The organism is Winogradskyella ludwigii, from assembly GCF_013403985.1.
GTDB classification, from domain to species: Bacteria; Bacteroidota; Bacteroidia; order Flavobacteriales; family Flavobacteriaceae; genus Winogradskyella; species Winogradskyella ludwigii.
Window position 1 is genome coordinate 1,278,671 of sequence record NZ_JABFDF010000001.1, and the last position, 16,706, is coordinate 1,295,376.

The window sequence follows — 16,706 nt, forward strand, 5'->3', positions numbered from 1 at the left end:
ATCTAATCATAAAATGAATATCATGAGACACCTAAAAACACCTTTCTTAATCCTAACGTTCTTTATGTCAGCGTTTGTTTACGCGCAACATCAATCTTTTCAAGTCGAAGTTTACGGAAAGGGAGATCCAATTTTATTATTTCCAGGTTTCGGTTGTCCTGGTACAGTTTGGGAAGATGCAGTTACAGAGCTTTCTAAAACTAATGAATGCCATGTGTTTACATTTGCTGGATTTGGTAATGTACCACCTATTGAAAAACCTTGGCTACCAAAAATTAAAGAAGAAATTATAACCTATATTTCAGACAATAACCTAGAACAAATAACTCTAATTGGTCATAGTTTAGGTGGTGCTTTAAGCTTATGGTTAGGGACTGAAATAGGTTTAGACCTTAAAAATATTATTACAGTAGATGCATTGCCATCTACAGGCGCTCTTATGATGCCTAATTTTAATAGCGAGATGATTGTTTATGATAATCCTTACAACAAACAATTATTAGAGCTTAGCGATGAGAATTTTGAAGCAATGGCATCTCAGATGGCTTCAGGAATGGTTCTTAATGACGAAAAAAAAGAAATTATAAAAGATTGGTTGGTCCATACAGATAGAGAAACTTATGTTTATGGTTATACAGATTTATTAAAATTAGATTTAAGAACTGACATTTCAAGAATTACGGTACCTGTAACAATACTTGCAGCTACGAAACCTTATGGCTTAGAAACCGTAAAAAAGACGAATGCAGACCAATACAAGAATCTTAAAAATTATGAAATTAAGTTTGCAGAAGAATCGGCACATTTTATAATGTTCGACCAACCAAAGTGGTTACTAGAGGCTATTAAAATGGAATTAAATTAAGATTGACCTCAGTGGAATTCGAAAAAATATATGAAGATAATTATCCTAAAGTCATGCGCTTGTGTATGGGTTATTGCAATGGGAATGAACCTCAAGCCAAAGATTTAGCTCAAGACGTATTTGTCAAAGTTTGGGATAATTTGAAGACTTTTAGAAAAGATTCTAGTATTTCTACATGGATTTATAGAATTACGGTAAACACTTGCTTAGTGCATATTAGAGAGGCTAAAAAGCTTAAGTTTTCTAAAAAATTACCAATTGATTTGGAAAGTAAATTTGAGATTGTTAAAGAAAATCAAGAAAATAGATTTCAGCAATTATATAAGTGCATAAACAAACTTACAGCAGATAATAAAGCTATTATTTTACTTGAACTTGAAGGCTTGCAACAAAAGGAAATCGCAGAGGTTATGGGATTAAAACATGAAGCCGTCAGGGTTAGAATCCACCGTATTAAAAAAGAACTAACAAAATGTGTTAAGCAATGAAAAATTTTGAAGATATAAAAGCACAATGGGAAAATCAAGGAGACATAAAACCTCCGGTAAATGGTATAGAAACCATTATTAATAAGACAAACGCTTTAAAAAATGGACAACGAATTACTAATAGCATTTTGGCTGTTACTGCAGGATTATTAATTATTTTCTTTTTCTATGTAAAAGCTTATTTAGAAGTGAAGGCAACAATAGCTTTATCTTTAATGATATTAGTAATATTTATAAGAATTGCTCTAGAGATCATTAGTCTTAATACGCTTAAGCATATCAATTTCGCTGAAGACAATCAACGTTTTAAAAATAGGTTACTCAGATATTATAAAAAAAGACTTCGTACACATTATATTTTCACACCTATAATTTTATTATTTTATATCGTTGGCTTTGTAATGCTAATGCCGTATTTTAAAATGAGTCTTTCAAAGGGATTTTACACCTACATTCAAATATCAGGATGTGTTATTATTAGTGTTGGACTATTCTTGCTTTTCAAGGTGATTAAAAAAGAACTATTAAGCATTAAACAGTTAATGAATTAATAGTTCTAGTTAATGATATTTACCATTAAAAAATGGCTGTAAGAGTTTAATTTGTAAGAATTTATATAATTTCATGTAAATTTTCTTACTTTAAATTGTTGTTTATCGGATTAATAAAACTTTTGTAGATGTAATGTCAATTTTTGTATATCTTGCCCCTCCAAACCTTAACCTACATTACAATGAAACTACTAAGAAAGGCGGCTTTCGCCATGATTTTAGCTGTTATTTTCGGGATTACTTTTCCGTGTTCTGGTCAAACCAATTCAGCTATAACGACGTATCAAGAGCAAGCACCATTTAACGTAAACTCTGTTTATTTTCAAGAATGGTATGCAGGTATTAAAGTTGGTGGAACAGGAATAAATATGTTTCTACCAATAACTGATCTTGCCGATGATATTAAAATTGACCGTGTTTATTTTAGAAACCTCACAGCAGAATTAAGCAAACAAAAAGGGAAGTACTTTGCACGTCTTAAAAATACATCTCCTTATTATACATTTAAGAAGTCTGAAGCACCTGCAGATTATCCGTTTAAGCTTAAAGACAATGAATGTGTTGTAAGTTATATACAAAATGGTACAACAAAATATTATAAAATTAAAGTACTTAACGAAGTTGCTGGGACTTACTATAAAGATGGACCACCTTCTACGTATACAGGAGAAAGATCTACAGGTTTAGCATCAGTAGATGATAGCGAAATCGATGAAGATTAAATCTTAAAACACAATTTTATACAGCCTTGCTTTTTAAGCAAGGCTTTTTTTGTTTCAAGGATTAAAAGACCAATATTTATTTAATACTTTTGAGTGTCATAATAATTAACAAGATTGAGCGGATTCAAATCACTTTTTAAACAAACATTCATTTATGGTTTAGCCACTGTGCTTCCACGAATGTTAAGCTTTATTTTGGTGCCACTTTATACCAATCCAGAGGTGTTATCTGTAGAAGAATATGGACGCGTATCTTTCATTTTTGCTTACTTCGTGCTTTTTAATGTGGTTTTGGCTTATGGTATGGAAACCGCTTTTTTTAGGTTTTTCAACAAAGAAGACAATCAAGATAAAGTAACAAGTACGTCTGCAATTTCATTAATTATAAGTTCTTTCGCCTTAATGGGAATTGCTTTTCTGTTTAGACATCAGATTTCAACACTTATAAATATAGAGCTTAAGTACCTTAATTTGGTATTTATAATCTTGCTTTTGGATGCTTTGGTTATAATTCCATTTGCTTGGTTAAGAGCCATTGCAAAACCTATGCGATATGCTATTATTAAAATACTTAGTGTCGCTATTAATTTAGGTCTTAATGTGTTCTTGTTATTATATTTAAAAGGGTTAGCAGAAGGCAATTCGTTTTTTAGTAGCATTTATATTAAAGATTTTGAAATCAGTTATATTTTCATTTCCAATTTAGTAGCAAGTGGAGTTACGTTGTTAATATTATTGCCATTTTACGCTAAAATCAAATTAACCTTCGATATTATATTATGGAAAAAAATGATGCGTTATGCGATGCCTGTTCTTATTGCTGGAATAGCTTATTCTGTTAATGAAACCTTCGATCGTATTTTATTAGAAAATCTATTACCAGAAGATGTTGCAGATGAACAATTGGGCATGTACTCAGCATGTTACAAACTCGCGCTTTTCATGACGTTGTTTGCTACAGCATTTCGTTTAGGTATAGAACCTTACTTCTTTAGCCATTCTAAAACAAAAAATCCACAAAAAAATTATGCGAAAATTTTAGAATATTTTGTGGCCTTAGGTTCTGTAATTTTATTGACGGTTGTTGTCTTTGCAGATTTACTAAAACCATACATTATTTTAAGTGAGGCTTATTATGAAGCCATGTGGATTGTCCCTTTTATTTTGCTAGCCAATTTCTGTTTAGGTATTTATCACAACCTTTCGGTTTGGTATAAAATAACGGATCGTACTAAATATGGTGCTTACATTTCAATATTTGGAGCCACAGTAACCTTGGTATTAAATTATGTATTAATTCCTATTATAGGTTTTAAAGGTTCAGCTATTGCAACACTTTCTGCTTATGCACTAATGATGTTGTTATCTTTATATTTTGGAAGAAAATACTATCCGATTCCTTATAATTTGAAGAAAATAGGTTTATATCTAGTGGTTTCAACGCTGTTTTCGTTTATATTTTTCTATAACTATCGAGAGAATTATATGATCGGAATTGCGATGTTAATTGTATTTTTGGGATTAGTTATTCTTCTTGAAAAGAAGGAATTAAAACAAGTATTGAAACGCTAATCGTTTTGTTATCTTGAGTACAATAGGAAAGCTAGAACAAATTGAATAAATAAATGAAGATCAAAATAATAAATAAATCAAGTCACGATTTACCACATTACGAAACTATAGCTTCGGCAGGAATGGATTTGCGTGCTAATTTATCTGAATCTAGAATTCTAAAACCTTTGGAGCGTACCATTGTTGGTACAGGTTTGTTTATAGAATTACCAGTTGGGATTGAAGCACAAGTAAGACCAAGAAGTGGGTTAGCAGCAAAAAAAGGAATCACAGTATTAAATGCACCAGGAACTGTAGATGCAGATTATAGAGGTGAAATAGGAGTGATTTTAGTAAACCTTTCAAATGAGGATTTTGAAATTAATAATGGCGAACGTATTGCGCAATTAGTCATAGCAAAACATGAACGTGCAGATTGGGAACAGGTAGAAATTTTATCTGATACAGATAGAGGAGAAGGTGGTTTTGGAAGTACAGGAGTCAGGTGACCAATTCCTGCGTACGCAGGAATCTCAAAGTAAAAAAGCATGGACCATTGGTATGTTTACATAATGAGTAATAGAAAAGATGGTGTATTATACATTGGATTAACTAGTAATATTGAAGAAAGAGTAAAAGAACATAAGTTAAAAGTTTACCCTAAATCATTTACTGCAAAATATAATTGTGATAAATTGATGTATTTTGAAGAGTTTGGAAAATTGAATTAATAGAAGAAATGAACCCTAGTTGGTCGGATATAAGTACTAACTGGAACCTGAATTATAATAAACTAAGGAAATAGTAAAAAGATTCCAGTTTTCACTGGAATTAAGTTTAATCACAAAAAGATACCTGCTTTCGCAGGCATATGATATGAAAATAATAGTACCAATGGCAGGCCGAGGATCTCGCCTTAGACCACATAGTTTAACCGTACCAAAACCATTAATTCCTGTTGCAGGTCAGCCAATCGTTCATCGTTTGGTAAAAGATATTGCAAAAGTTTTAAAACAACCCATTGAAGAAATCGCATTTGTATTAGGTGATCCAGCATTTTTTGGAGACGATGTTGTAAATAGTTTAATAGAACTGGCTGAGGGTTTAGGTGCAAAAGCATCCATCTACAGACAAGATCAACCTTTAGGTACTGGTCATGCTATAATGAGTGCAGAACCATCTTTGTCAGGACCAGCAGTAATTGCATATGCAGATACATTAATTAGAGCGGAATTTGATTTAGACCCTTCTGCAGATAGTGTAATCTGGACAAAATGTGTTGCCAACCCTGAAGCTTATGGAGTTGTAAAACTTAATGATGACAAGAACATTGTTGAGCTCGTTGAAAAACCAGAAAGCTTTGTAAGTGATCAAGCTGTAATAGGGATTTATTACTTTAAAGATGTTGCGGTTTTAAAAGAAAAACTTCAAGAGATTTTAGACGAAAACATAATGAATGGTGGAGAATACCAAATTAACGATGGTATTAAACGCATGATGGCAGACGGAAAAATATTTAAAACCGGAACTGTAGATGAGTGGATGGATTGTGGAAACAAAGCCGTTACTCTAGAAACAAATGCCAGAATGTTAGGCTTTTTAACAGCAGATAATGAAGAGCAATTAGTTGATGATTCTGTTGTTTTAGAAAACTCAAAAATTATTGAACCTTGCTATATTGGTAAAGGCACAGTTTTGAGAAACACCACTGTTGGCCCATTTGTGTCTATAGGAAAAGATTGTGTTATTGAAAACTCAACCGTTAAAAATAGCTTAATACAAAATCAAACCACAATTAAAAACGCTAAGTTAGACGAAGCTATGATTGGTAACCACGTTAAATATAATGGTGAGTTTACTAAAATTAGTATTGGTGATTATACCATCATGGAATAATTATTGAAATAGAATAATCAAGCTATTCAAATCAAGCAAATTATGTATGTCGTATTGTACACAATTATAATAAAACCTAACCAAGAAGATAATTTTATTGAAGCTTGGAAAGGGTTAACAAACTTGATTTACAAATACGAAGGAAGTTTAGGGTCTCGATTACATAAAAAAGATGCTCTAAATTTCTTTGCTTACGCTCAATGGCCTGATAAAAATACGTTTGATAATGCTAGTGGAAACCTACCAGAAGAAGCTAATCATTTTAGAAACAAAATGAAAGCGTCTTGTGAGACGTTTGAAGTCTTAGAACAATTTGAAATGATTGAAGACTTATTAAAGAATAAACAAAGTGAATAAAAGATTTATCTTCTTATTAGTTTTTCTCTTCGGGATGTTAAGCGTTCCTCAGGTTTCCTATGCTCAAGTCGATTTTAATAAAAGACCAGATGACGATTTAGGAAACGTAGAAGATGAATTTCAAGAACATTTCTTTGAAGCCTTAAAACAAAAAGGGATTGAGAATTATGATAGAGCAGTAGATGCACTTCATAAATGTTTAAATCTTAATAGTAAGCTGCCTGTTATTTATTTCGAATTGGGTAAAAACTACAATAAACTTAAAAACTTCGGTGCTGCAGAAGATAATTTAAAGAAGGCTATTGCCATGCAACCAGACAATGTTTGGTTTTTAGATGAGCTTTACGATGTATATTTTCAGCAAGATGATATTAAAAATGCTTTAAAAACCATAAAGCAATTGGTAAAATACCATCCCGATTATAAAGAAGATTTGGCATCGCTATACGTGAGAGAGGAAAAGTACAAACAAGCTTTAGATATTTTAGATGAGTTAGATGCAGATTTTGGATTAAGCGAATCTAGAGATGCTATGCGTAACGATATTTACAGTATTACAGGTAATGCAGACGATAGGATTGAAAACCTAGAACAACGCATTGCTAATAATCCTAATAATGAAGATAATCACTTAAAACTTATTTACAGATATAGCCAAACCGGAGATCATAAAAATGCTTATAAAGCAGCTAAGAACTTATTAAAAGTAAAACCAGATTCTAAATTTGTGCATTTGGCATTGTATAAGTTTTATCTTCAAGACGGAAAGGTAGATGATGCTATCAGTTCAGTTAAAACAGCATTGACGAGTCCAGAAATTAATGCAGATGCAAAAGCTAAAGTCCTCAAAGATTTTGTTTCTTTTGTGTCTAGAAATCCGGAATACGAATCAGCCTTAATAGATATTACAGCCTTAATTGACGATAATAAAGATGCACAAACGCATAGTGATTTAGGTCAGTATTATTTAAAAGCAGGAGATAAAGCCAAAGCGCTTTTTAATTTTAAAGAAGCCTTAAAACAGAGTCCTAACGACTTCAAATTAATTAAAGACGTATTATTACTTCAATTAGATGTAAAGGATTATAAAGCGGTTGTAAAAGATAGTGAGCAGGCTTTAGAATTATATCCAGCGCAACCTATTTTATACCTTGTAAATGCTGTGGCAAGTAATAAATTAAATGAACCTAAAAAAGCAATTGATCAACTAGAAATGGGTTTGGATTTTTTAATTGATAATCCCAATATGGAAGCCGATTTTTACTCAGAATTAAGCATAGCCTACAAAGCCTTAAATAATATTAGTAAATCTGAAACGTTTGCTAAAAAGGCAAAAGCCCTAAAAGTGCAGCAGTAAATGAAAATATCTCAATTATATCTAAACTCAAAACTTACCATTAGTGCAATTCTTATTGTATTGGCATTTAGTTGTAATTCCTCCAAAAGTGTTATAGCATCTGGAGTAGCGAGCGATAAATTGTCGGCAAAACAAGTGATAAAACAGCACGAAAAGAATGAAGCTGATTTTAAAACCATGAATGCTAGAGTGGCAATTGATCTTATACAAGGAGAACAAGAACAAGGTCACACATTTAGCCTTCGTATGGAAAAAGACAAGGTGATTTGGCTAAGTGCCACGTTAGGTGTGGCTAGAATGATGATTACACCAGATAGAGTACAGTTTTATAACAAAATAGATAATGAATATTTTGATGGAGACTACAAATTATTGAGTGATGTTGTTGGTGTAGATCTCAATTTTATGAAGGTCCAAAACATACTTTTAGGACAATCTATTTATGATCTAAAAGAAGAACCACATCAGGTTTCTGTAAATGGAAATTCTTATGCGTTAAGTCCAACAGATCAAAATGCACTTATGGAGTTATTCTATTTAATAAACCCTTCGCATTTTAAAATGGATAGCTTACAATTGCAGCAATTATCAAAACAACGAATGCTTCAGGTAGATTATTCGTCTTATCAAGAGGTCGATAAACAAATAGTTCCAAAAAATATAAGAATAATAGCAGTTGAAAATACAGATGAAGTTGCCATTACTATGGAATTTAAATCGGTATCTTTAAATAGTGAAGTTCGTTTTCCGTTTAAGATTCCTGCAGGATATAAAGAAATTGTAATTAAATAATGACTAACAAGCGTTTCTATTTTATTTTAGTATTTGGACTATTAATGTCTAGTGTCTCAATTTTTGCTCAAAGTGATAGACAGAAAGAGTTAGAGGCTCAGCGTCAGCAAAAGCTGAAAGAGATTAAGTTAATCAATGCGTTGTTGTATACTAAAAAGGACGAAGAGAAATCGGTAATAACACTTATCGAAGATATCAATGCTAAAGTAAACGTTAGAAGAAATTTAATTAGAATTACTAACGAACAAGCTAATTTATTAACTCGAGAAATTAATACCAATCAAGAAGAGATTTCGAGTTTAAGAACTCAATTGGAGGAATTAAAAGAGGACTATTCTGCAATGGTTGTAAAATCATATAAAAGTAAGTCAGAACAAAGTAAAGTGATGTTCTTGTTGTCTTCTAGCAATTTTCAGCAAGCTTATAAACGCCTTCAATACATAAGACAATATAGAGAATATCAAAAAGAACAAGGAGAAGCGATTAAGTCTAAAACAAAAGAATTACAAGCTTTAAACATTCAATTATCGAAGCAAAAAGTTGATAAGCAGAAACTTGTTGAAGAAAATAGAATTGCCAAAAGAGAATTAGAAGGAGAATTAAAACAACGTGAAGTTTTAATGGCTTCAATTAAATCTGATATGGGAAAATTCGCTGCTCAGATAAAGAAGAAAAAACAAGAGGCAGATCAATTAGATAAAGAAATAGATCGCATAATTGCTGAAGCTATTGCTGCAGCCAATAAAAAAGCCAATAAAAATACAAGTGGTAAAACAAGCTCTACCAAAAAATTTATTTTAACACCTGAAGCTAAAAAACTTGCAGCCAGTTTCGCTGCCAATAAAGGGAAACTAGGTTGGCCTGTAGCAAGAGGTGTTATTAAAGGGAAATTTGGTAAAACACGTTCTTTAACAGATAGTTCAGTCGAAGTCAATCATTCTGGAGTAAAAATAGCCACAGAGAAAAATGCAGAAGTTAGAGCCGTTTTTACAGGAGTAGTATCTTCAATTCATGTTATGAAACGAGGGAATCCAACGATATTAATTAGACATGGTGATTATTTAACGATTTACCATAACCTATCAAAACTTCATGTTAAAAAAGGAGATAAAATCACTACAGGTCAAGTTATAGGTGAAGTTTTTAGCAATAAAATAACAGGAGAAACGCTTCTTGATTTTAGAATTTACAAAAATGATTTAAAGTTGAATCCTGAATCTTGGTTAGTAAGGCAATAAAAATAAGTAAGAGTATTACTCAAAAAGAGCCTTCAATTCTGTAGCATCAGCAGGTTTCATTTTTCCAGCCAAAAGTAAACTCAATTGCTTACGACGTAAAGCGGCATCAAAACGTTGTTTTTCTAATTCTGTTTCTGGTACTAATTCAGGTACTCTTATTGGTCGTCCTGTTTCATCTACAGCTACAAAAGTATAGATGGCTTCATTGGCTTTAACGCGCTCACCAGATTCTCTGTCTTCAATCCAAACATCCATGTACACTTCCATAGACGATGAAAATGCTCGTGATACTTTAGCTTCAATCATTACAACACTACCTAAAGGAATCGCTCTATTAAAAGCAACATGGTTAACAGATGCTGTTACTACAATCCGTCTCGAGTGTCGTCTTGCAGAAATACTAGCCGCTCTATCCATTCGTGACAACAGTTCTCCTCCAAATAAGTTATTGATAGGGTTAGTTTCACTAGGTAATACTAAGTCGGTTACTATAGTTTTAGATTGAGACGCGGTTCTAGATTGCATAAAATTTTAAAATTTGTGCAAATATAGAGTGAATTTATAATGAAGGAGAGTTATTATGTGTAAAAAGTGAAAAGTGCTTTTTGAGGCTTGTATTAAAAAATAACCCATATTCTATTTAGACCATAATCTGTAAGGATGTATAGTTGAAAAAGAGATTCGTAAAATGAAATAAATTTACTTAAGCTTCTTAATTAATAACCAAGCATCACGATTATGCTCAAGACGAATAGAATTTAGTTCGTTTTGTGCTTCTTCTCTCGTTTCAAAACTTGCATATACAACTTCATGTAAACCATAACGGTTAACACCAATTTGGCGTGCTTTAAATCCTTGATCTCTTAATTGGCTCACTTTCTTTGCAGAATTAGCTTCAACTCTAAAAGCACCAGCGACAATATGGTAGTTACCACTTTGTTTTTTTAAAGATAATGTTGCAGCAGGTAAAGGGTTACTAATTACAAACGTTGCTTCTTGCACTTTAGCATCGAGTTGCTCATAGGCTTGCTCTTGTGCTAATTGATTGTGGTTTTTTATGGTGCTATTATAATACGTAGCAGCAGTGAAACCACCTAATCCTAAGAAAATTACAGCTGCAGCAGCGTATTTTATCCAGTTACGATTAGAACGTTTTTCTGGTGTTAATGTAATAGGTGTAGTGTCTTCAATAGCCTCTGCCGTTTCCTTGTAAATTTCTCTTGTAACGTTAGACGATGAAAAATGCGATAAACCAAAAGCATCAGTAAGATAATTGATATGGCTAGATGGAGCAAATTGAATTTTTCCATCAGAATTTAATACCAACTCACCAATATTTTTTAATTGAATAGTTTCTCCTTCAGCTAAATAAGACTTTAAAGACTTTATTTGTCTAGAGATTTTATGTAATGCTGTAGTGTAAGGTATTTGTTCAATTTCAGCAATATAGTTAGCTAATAAGCCATCATTTTGTTGCAATTGTTCATTAAAAGAAAGCTCCTTTTTGGGAGGGTAAAATGAATGTGTAGATTCATGTACTTTGGCCGAAACACGTTGTGTTAAAAAGGCTCCAAATTCAGGAATAGTAATACAGTCGTATCGGTATAAAAGGTCGCTAATGTAAGTCTCTAGTTGCATAGTAACGCAAAGTTAAAATATTTTAATTCTGAACGAAATTAAGTGTGATTTATTTATTAACATCAAAAACAATATCGATCTATGTAATTGATTTTCTATAGATTCTCATTAAAAAAATATTTAATATTAGACTTGTTTATAGATAGGATATCTAAGTGTGTTGCTTAAAAATCCTTACTGTACAAAGTTGCATGTGCTTACAATTAATTTTTTAGAATAACACGACTAAAACATTAGAGTGTTCTTTTAGTTAATCTAATCTGTTAAAGATTAAATAATTATATTCGTAAATAGACTATTTAATCTTTCAATTAGTTATTTCCCAATGACAGATCAACAACTCATTTATGCTTTAGCTTTACAGCATGTTCCAAAAATTGGAGCAACAACAGCTAAAAAACTAATTAGCCATTGCGGATCTGCTGAAGCCGTGTTAGTTGAAAAGAAATCTAAGCTTTTAAAAATTGATGGCATTGGAACTGTAACCATACAAGGTCTTTTCGATAAAACGCACCTCGAAGAAGCAGAAAAAGAATTGAAATTTATTAAGGACAATGATATTAGTACACATTATTTTACTGAAGATACTTATCCGGAACGCTTAAAACATTGTATTGATGGTCCTATTGTATTGTTTCAATCCGGAAATATTAATTTGAAGCAACAACGTGTTATAAGTATTGTCGGAGCTCGTAAAATAACAACTAGTGGTATTGCCTTTTGTGAAAAACTGGTAGAATCTTTATCTCAATTTAATCCTATAATTGTATCAGGATTTGCTTATGGCACCGATATTACAGCGCACAAAGCTGCCGTCAAACACAATTTGCAAACCATAGGTTGTTTGGCTCATGGCTTAAATCAGATTTATCCTAAAGTGCATAAAAAATATGTAGCGGATATTGAAAATCATGGAGGATTTTATACCGATTTTTGGAGTTCAGATAATTTTGATCGTAATAACTTCTTAAAACGAAACCGAATTATTGCAGGATTGAGCGAAGCCACTATAGTTATAGAATCTGCAGAAAAAGGAGGGAGTTTAGTTACTGCAGATATTGCTAATTCCTATAATAGAGAAGTGTTTGCAGTACCAGGACGAACTACAGATAGCCAAAGCGTAGGCTGTAATAATTTAATAAAATTTCAGAAAGCTCATCTATTATCTAATCCTTTAGATGTACCTTATATGCTAAATTGGGAATTAGAATCCGATAAAAAGTTAGTTGTGCAACAAGAACTTTTTGTAGAGTTAGAACCTGATGAAAAAATTATATACAATTTTCTAAAAGAGCATAATAAAACCATGTTAGATGTTATTGCTTTGCGTTGTGAAATGCCAACGTATAAAATAGCAGGACTTCTACTAAATATGGAATTAAAAGGTGTGGTTAGGCCTTTGCCAGGGAAGTTATTTGAGGTAATTTCTATATACTGAGTTGAATATATGAATTTTAAAATATTACAGGTCAAAAACATGATTCATTACAAAAGTTTTGGAATTAGATCATAATATTTTAGGTGTTTTTTCTTTAAAACTTATAGCCTTAGTTGTTGTAAAAACAGCAATAAAAATACATTTTATCGCATTTTTTAAGCAGATTAACCGACATTTCTTTGTTTGTAAGCTTTTTTGTAGCATATTTGCTCACCCTCAAATTAATTAAAATATTAAGGTTCATTCATCTAAGGTTGTATCTTTGTATTATATAATTCCCTACTTATGAAATTAAAAACTACACGCTCTGTAGGCGTTTTGGGCCTATCACCTTTATTTACTATAGCAATTTTTCTTTTATTTTCAGGTTTAGCTATTGCTCAGACTGTAACTGATATTTTTCCTACTCGTGTAACGACAAGTAGTACTATCACTATTATTGGTACGGGTTTTACTGACGGGGATCAGTCAGGTATTACAATTACTAACATAGGTACTGGTAGTAAGACGTTTGTAAGTAGTACAGAAATGACTTTTAAGATTACGGCAAATGGTTCAGGTGATAGAACTGAAACCCTTTCAATAACAGGAGTCTCTTCTTATAGTGTGTCTAGAACATTTAATTATATTGCGCCAACAAGTAAAAGTGTGAGTGCTAATAATGAAATTAGAGTTAGAGAAGTGTATACCACTTGGGATCAGAATGGAGATGGAGTAAATTTCTGGAAATCTTCTGATTGGAACCCTTCTAATTCTGCTGCAGGAAAAGAAACTTGGCCAAATGATAGCCATGAGTTATTAGGATTTAAAATGAATTATGGTGGTAATGATATAATCTTTTCTACAGGGGTTAATAATTCATTCTTAGAAACGAAATTAAGTGCCTTAGGTGTAGATGTCTCAGCTACAAGTACAGAGTATGTAAGTCAAGAGTTTAAAGCATATTCTACTAATGGAGTTAGTGGTAAGCCTAATTCTAATAATTATATGGGGTTTGCTGATAAAATAGATGGTTACACAGGTTCAATAGTATTGAATAATGCGGTTAGAAAAACAGTATACGATGTTATTATAGATGGAGATGGAGATTTAATCAACGGCACCGGCAACGGATTAGAATTAGGAACAGGTATAGCGAATTTTAATAATCAAGCAGATATAAGGTTTTATAGTGGTAATGGAGATGTTGGTGCTGTAAATGATGGTATTCCAGATTTATTAATCACACAAATGGCACAGCCAGGCGGTAGTGATGTATATTATTATGCTGATGTAGATGGTAATGTTGTTGGGAAACCTGTTAAACTTGCATTTGTTAATAGTAATGATACTAGGTTATATCAATGGAGAGTCGATTTTTATCGATTAGATTATTCTACAGGGTCAACTTTTGAAACAGCTATACCAACTACAGCATCATTTGGTAATGGACAGACAAGAGGTTTTAGAATGGCGGCGCTAAGTTTAGAGGATTTTGGTATTAATGTATCAACTACAGCAGCCGCTTATGAAAATATTAATAGTATTGATAATATCAATATGGGAGCTGGTGGGTCTTCAGATATGTCTTTTATGGCTTATAACAAGTCTGCATTTGATATTAAATCTCCGGTGATTGATAAATCTCCAGTTTCAAGGTTTGTTTGTAGGTTTCCATCAAGTGAATTTGTTTTCACTGCATTAGGTGGAATTGAAGGTACAGCAACTAGCGATCCTAAAGAAACTATAACTTATCAATGGTTTAAAAACAATACAGATTTGTCAGTATCATCAAATACATTTACCATACCTGCTGGATTATATAGCGCAGATTTAGACGATACAAATTATCGAGTTAGAGTTGCAAACGGCTATGGTGCTGTAGATTTACCTTTTACAATTACTGAAGGTGGTACACCCGCTTATTGGGATGGTACAAACTGGGTTTTGGCTTCAGTTTATACAGACAATAGTATTTCTGTTCCTGATGGAGATCGTAGTTTAATAGTTACAGCTGATTATAATGCCTTAACAGATGTAGAAGGTTGTGATTGTACAGTTCCTGCAGGAAAAAACGTAACGATTCCGGAAGGATATGCAATGACACTTTATAATTCACTTACTGTGGAGGGTGAGATTGCTGCAACTACTGTAGATGGTGTTGCCGTTGCTGCTATACCTGCTGCTACTTTTACTATAGAAGACGACGCAAGTTTAGTACAGATTAATGATGTTGTAAACTCTGGTGTAATTAAGGTAAAACGAGCCTTACGCAATGATGAAGTAAATGAATATGATTACGTGTATTGGTCATCTCCTGTTAAGGATTTTAATATTTCACAAATTTCTAACACACCAACATACCAGTGGAGTGTAAGTGCAGGAAATACTGATTCAGGTGTAGGGAATTGGGTATCTGCGGCTAACTCTGTAATGAACCCTGGTGAAGGTTATATTGTTAGAGTGGCAAATAGTCAAATAAATGGTTTTACAACAGAATTTTATGGAGAGCCAAATAATGGGCCATTTACTATTGGTGTTGAAAAATCGGCTTTACATGAAAGTATGGATTATAATGATAGTAGTTGGAATTTAATAGGGAATCCTTATCCGTCGGCAATTGATGCGGAAACCTTCTTAACTGCTAATACTGATATTGAAGGACGTGTAGATATATGGACACATGACACAGGTCTGTTTGATGTTACAGGAGCAGACGATCCATTTTATGATGATTTTGGAGTCAATTACGGAAATCAATATATTACGTTTAATAGTACAGGAACTTCAACGCCAGATCCATCTAATACTTTTGATGGTGAAATTGCTTCAGGGCAAGCCTTTTTTGTAAGAGTAGATGATGATACAGCAGGTTCACCTTCTGTTGGTTTTACTAATGCTATGCGTCATAATAACATAGAGGCTTATGATAACGATCAATTTCACAGAAATGGCACGGATGATACAGTAATATCAACTGAAAAACAATTAGTATGGCTAAGCTTAGCTAATGAAGATAATCACGCTATGAGTACTTTAATTGGTTATGTTGACGGAGCAACAGATGAAAAAGATAGACTTTATGATGCTTACACTAATAATGATGGATTCAATTTATATTCTTTAATCTCAGAGGAAGAGAAATTAGTGATACAAGGGCTTCCATTACCATTTAAAGATACTAATACGGTGCCTTTAGGTATGGAGTTGGTAAATAGTGGTATTTATTCTATTTCTATTGGTAATGTAAAAGGAAGTCTTTTTGAAACTCAAGAACAAGCTATTTACTTAGAAGATACATATTCTGGAGTGATTCATGATTTAAGAGTGTCTCCATATTCATTTACAGGTGAAGCAGGCGAGTTTAATGACCGCTTTATTCTTAGATATACAAATATAGATGCAACGCTTTCCATTAATGATGTTTCTGCAGCTAACACTTTTATTTATGTGAAAAATGAGATGTTAAATGTAAAATCTGATTCTAGTATAAAAGCGATTAAAGTTTATGATATTAATGGAAGACAGGTAATCGCTTATTCATTTAATGGACAGCTTAACACTATTAATGAAAACTTCCAATTTTCAAAAGGAGTATATCTTGTCTCAATAACTTTAGAAGATAATATTATTCTAACAAAGAAGATTATTAACTAAACGATTAATTAATCATAAAAAAGACCTCTGTGAAATATTCACAGAGGTCTTTTTTTGTCTATTATTTTAAAAAAACGAGTTACAAATTCTAAGAAAATCCTGTTGTAAAGTTGGTTAATGTAATGTATTGTCTGTTTAAAAAAACCAACCTATAAATTAATACGTATTAATAGATAT

Annotated in this window: 16 protein-coding genes; 14 read left to right on the forward strand and 2 right to left on the reverse strand. The window is 32.3% G+C overall.

Annotation, left to right across the window (positions count from 1 at the left end; genetic code table 11):
* The first annotated feature begins 22 nt into the window (after positions 1-22).
* The 12 genes from HM981_RS05415 (at position 23) to HM981_RS05470 (ending at position 9,817) form a co-directional block, all read left to right on the forward strand.
* A complete protein-coding gene (locus HM981_RS05415; RefSeq protein ID WP_179337551.1) occupies positions 23-865 on the forward strand; it encodes an alpha/beta fold hydrolase in 843 nt (280 codons plus the stop codon).
* Positions 866-876: 11 nt separating this feature from the next.
* A complete protein-coding gene (locus HM981_RS05420; RefSeq protein ID WP_179337552.1) occupies positions 877-1,353 on the forward strand; it encodes an RNA polymerase sigma factor in 477 nt (158 codons plus the stop codon).
* Positions 1,350-1,904 (forward strand): hypothetical protein, encoded by a 555-nt coding sequence (locus tag HM981_RS05425; RefSeq protein WP_179337553.1) that lies wholly within the window; start codon positions 1,350-1,352, stop codon positions 1,902-1,904. Before HM981_RS05420 ends, HM981_RS05425 begins: the two co-directional genes overlap by 4 nt.
* Before the next feature lie 182 nt (positions 1,905-2,086).
* Positions 2,087-2,626 carry a hypothetical protein gene (locus HM981_RS05430; RefSeq protein WP_179337554.1) on the forward strand — a complete coding sequence of 180 codons (540 nt, stop codon included), beginning with the start codon at positions 2,087-2,089 and terminating at the stop codon, positions 2,624-2,626.
* 114 nt (positions 2,627-2,740) lie between these two features.
* Positions 2,741-4,198, forward strand: coding sequence for an oligosaccharide flippase family protein (locus tag HM981_RS05435; RefSeq protein ID WP_179337555.1), 1,458 nt, complete (start codon positions 2,741-2,743; stop codon positions 4,196-4,198).
* A gap of 53 nt (positions 4,199-4,251) precedes the next feature.
* Complete coding sequence (gene dut / locus HM981_RS05440) at positions 4,252-4,686, forward strand: dUTP diphosphatase (protein ID WP_179337556.1); 435 nt, start codon at positions 4,252-4,254, stop codon at positions 4,684-4,686.
* Positions 4,687-4,725: 39 nt separating this feature from the next.
* The gene (locus HM981_RS05445) at positions 4,726-4,908 is read left to right on the forward strand and encodes a GIY-YIG nuclease family protein (protein WP_317167163.1); all 183 of its coding nucleotides are present in this window, start codon (positions 4,726-4,728) and stop codon (positions 4,906-4,908) included.
* 145 nt (positions 4,909-5,053) lie between these two features.
* Positions 5,054-6,073: a sugar phosphate nucleotidyltransferase gene (locus tag HM981_RS05450; protein WP_179337557.1), complete on the forward strand. Its 1,020-nt coding sequence runs from the start codon at positions 5,054-5,056 to the stop codon at positions 6,071-6,073.
* A 42-nt stretch (positions 6,074-6,115) separates the two neighbouring features.
* Positions 6,116-6,430, forward strand: a complete 315-nt coding sequence (locus HM981_RS05455; protein WP_179337558.1) for an antibiotic biosynthesis monooxygenase family protein — start codon at positions 6,116-6,118, stop codon at positions 6,428-6,430.
* Positions 6,423-7,787: a tetratricopeptide repeat protein gene (locus HM981_RS05460; protein WP_317167164.1), complete on the forward strand. Its 1,365-nt coding sequence runs from the start codon at positions 6,423-6,425 to the stop codon at positions 7,785-7,787. Before HM981_RS05455 ends, HM981_RS05460 begins: the two co-directional genes overlap by 8 nt.
* Complete coding sequence (locus HM981_RS05465) at positions 7,788-8,579, forward strand: DUF4292 domain-containing protein (RefSeq protein WP_179337559.1); 792 nt, start codon at positions 7,788-7,790, stop codon at positions 8,577-8,579. It abuts the gene before it with no gap.
* Positions 8,579-9,817, forward strand: coding sequence for a murein hydrolase activator EnvC family protein (locus tag HM981_RS05470; protein ID WP_179337560.1), 1,239 nt, complete (start codon positions 8,579-8,581; stop codon positions 9,815-9,817). The genes HM981_RS05465 and HM981_RS05470 overlap by 1 nt, the downstream gene beginning before the upstream one ends.
* A gap of 15 nt (positions 9,818-9,832) precedes the next feature.
* Here HM981_RS05470 and HM981_RS05475 read toward each other — a convergent pair whose 3' ends face one another.
* Entirely contained in the window at positions 9,833-10,342 is a 510-nt protein-coding gene (locus HM981_RS05475) for an acyl-CoA thioesterase (protein ID WP_179337561.1), read from the reverse strand.
* Between the two features lie 174 nt (positions 10,343-10,516).
* On the reverse strand, positions 10,517-11,455 hold the full coding sequence (locus HM981_RS05480; protein ID WP_179337562.1) for an HU domain-containing protein: 939 nt from the start codon (positions 11,453-11,455) through the stop codon (positions 10,517-10,519).
* 325 nt (positions 11,456-11,780) lie between these two features.
* On the opposite strand from HM981_RS05480, the gene dprA reads away from it, so the two are divergent.
* The gene (gene dprA, locus HM981_RS05485) at positions 11,781-12,893 is read left to right on the forward strand and encodes a DNA-processing protein DprA (protein WP_179337563.1); all 1,113 of its coding nucleotides are present in this window, start codon (positions 11,781-11,783) and stop codon (positions 12,891-12,893) included.
* A 285-nt stretch (positions 12,894-13,178) separates the two neighbouring features.
* Positions 13,179-16,529, forward strand: a complete 3,351-nt coding sequence (locus tag HM981_RS05490) for a T9SS type A sorting domain-containing protein (protein ID WP_179337564.1) — start codon at positions 13,179-13,181, stop codon at positions 16,527-16,529.
* Positions 16,530-16,706: the final 177 nt, after the last annotated feature.

Excerpts from the sequence above, each read along its gene's own strand:
- HM981_RS05415 (WP_179337551.1), top strand. The coding sequence starts at position 23 with ATGAGACACCTAAAAACACCTTTCTTAATCCTAACGTTCTTTATGTCA.
- HM981_RS05425 (WP_179337553.1), top strand. The coding sequence starts at position 1,350 with ATGAAAAATTTTGAAGATATAAAAGCACAATGGGAAAATCAAGGAGAC.
- HM981_RS05430 (WP_179337554.1), top strand. The coding sequence starts at position 2,087 with ATGAAACTACTAAGAAAGGCGGCTTTCGCCATGATTTTAGCTGTTATT.
- dut (WP_179337556.1), top strand. The coding sequence starts at position 4,252 with ATGAAGATCAAAATAATAAATAAATCAAGTCACGATTTACCACATTAC.
- HM981_RS05445 (WP_317167163.1), top strand. The coding sequence starts at position 4,726 with ATGGACCATTGGTATGTTTACATAATGAGTAATAGAAAAGATGGTGTA.
- HM981_RS05450 (WP_179337557.1), top strand. The coding sequence starts at position 5,054 with ATGAAAATAATAGTACCAATGGCAGGCCGAGGATCTCGCCTTAGACCA.
- HM981_RS05455 (WP_179337558.1), top strand. The coding sequence starts at position 6,116 with ATGTATGTCGTATTGTACACAATTATAATAAAACCTAACCAAGAAGAT.
- HM981_RS05465 (WP_179337559.1), top strand. The coding sequence starts at position 7,788 with ATGAAAATATCTCAATTATATCTAAACTCAAAACTTACCATTAGTGCA.
- HM981_RS05470 (WP_179337560.1), top strand. The coding sequence starts at position 8,579 with ATGACTAACAAGCGTTTCTATTTTATTTTAGTATTTGGACTATTAATG.
- HM981_RS05475 (WP_179337561.1), bottom strand. The coding sequence starts at position 10,342 with ATGCAATCTAGAACCGCGTCTCAATCTAAAACTATAGTAACCGACTTA.
- HM981_RS05480 (WP_179337562.1), bottom strand. The coding sequence starts at position 11,455 with ATGCAACTAGAGACTTACATTAGCGACCTTTTATACCGATACGACTGT.
- dprA (WP_179337563.1), top strand. The coding sequence starts at position 11,781 with ATGACAGATCAACAACTCATTTATGCTTTAGCTTTACAGCATGTTCCA.
- HM981_RS05490 (WP_179337564.1), top strand. The coding sequence starts at position 13,179 with ATGAAATTAAAAACTACACGCTCTGTAGGCGTTTTGGGCCTATCACCT.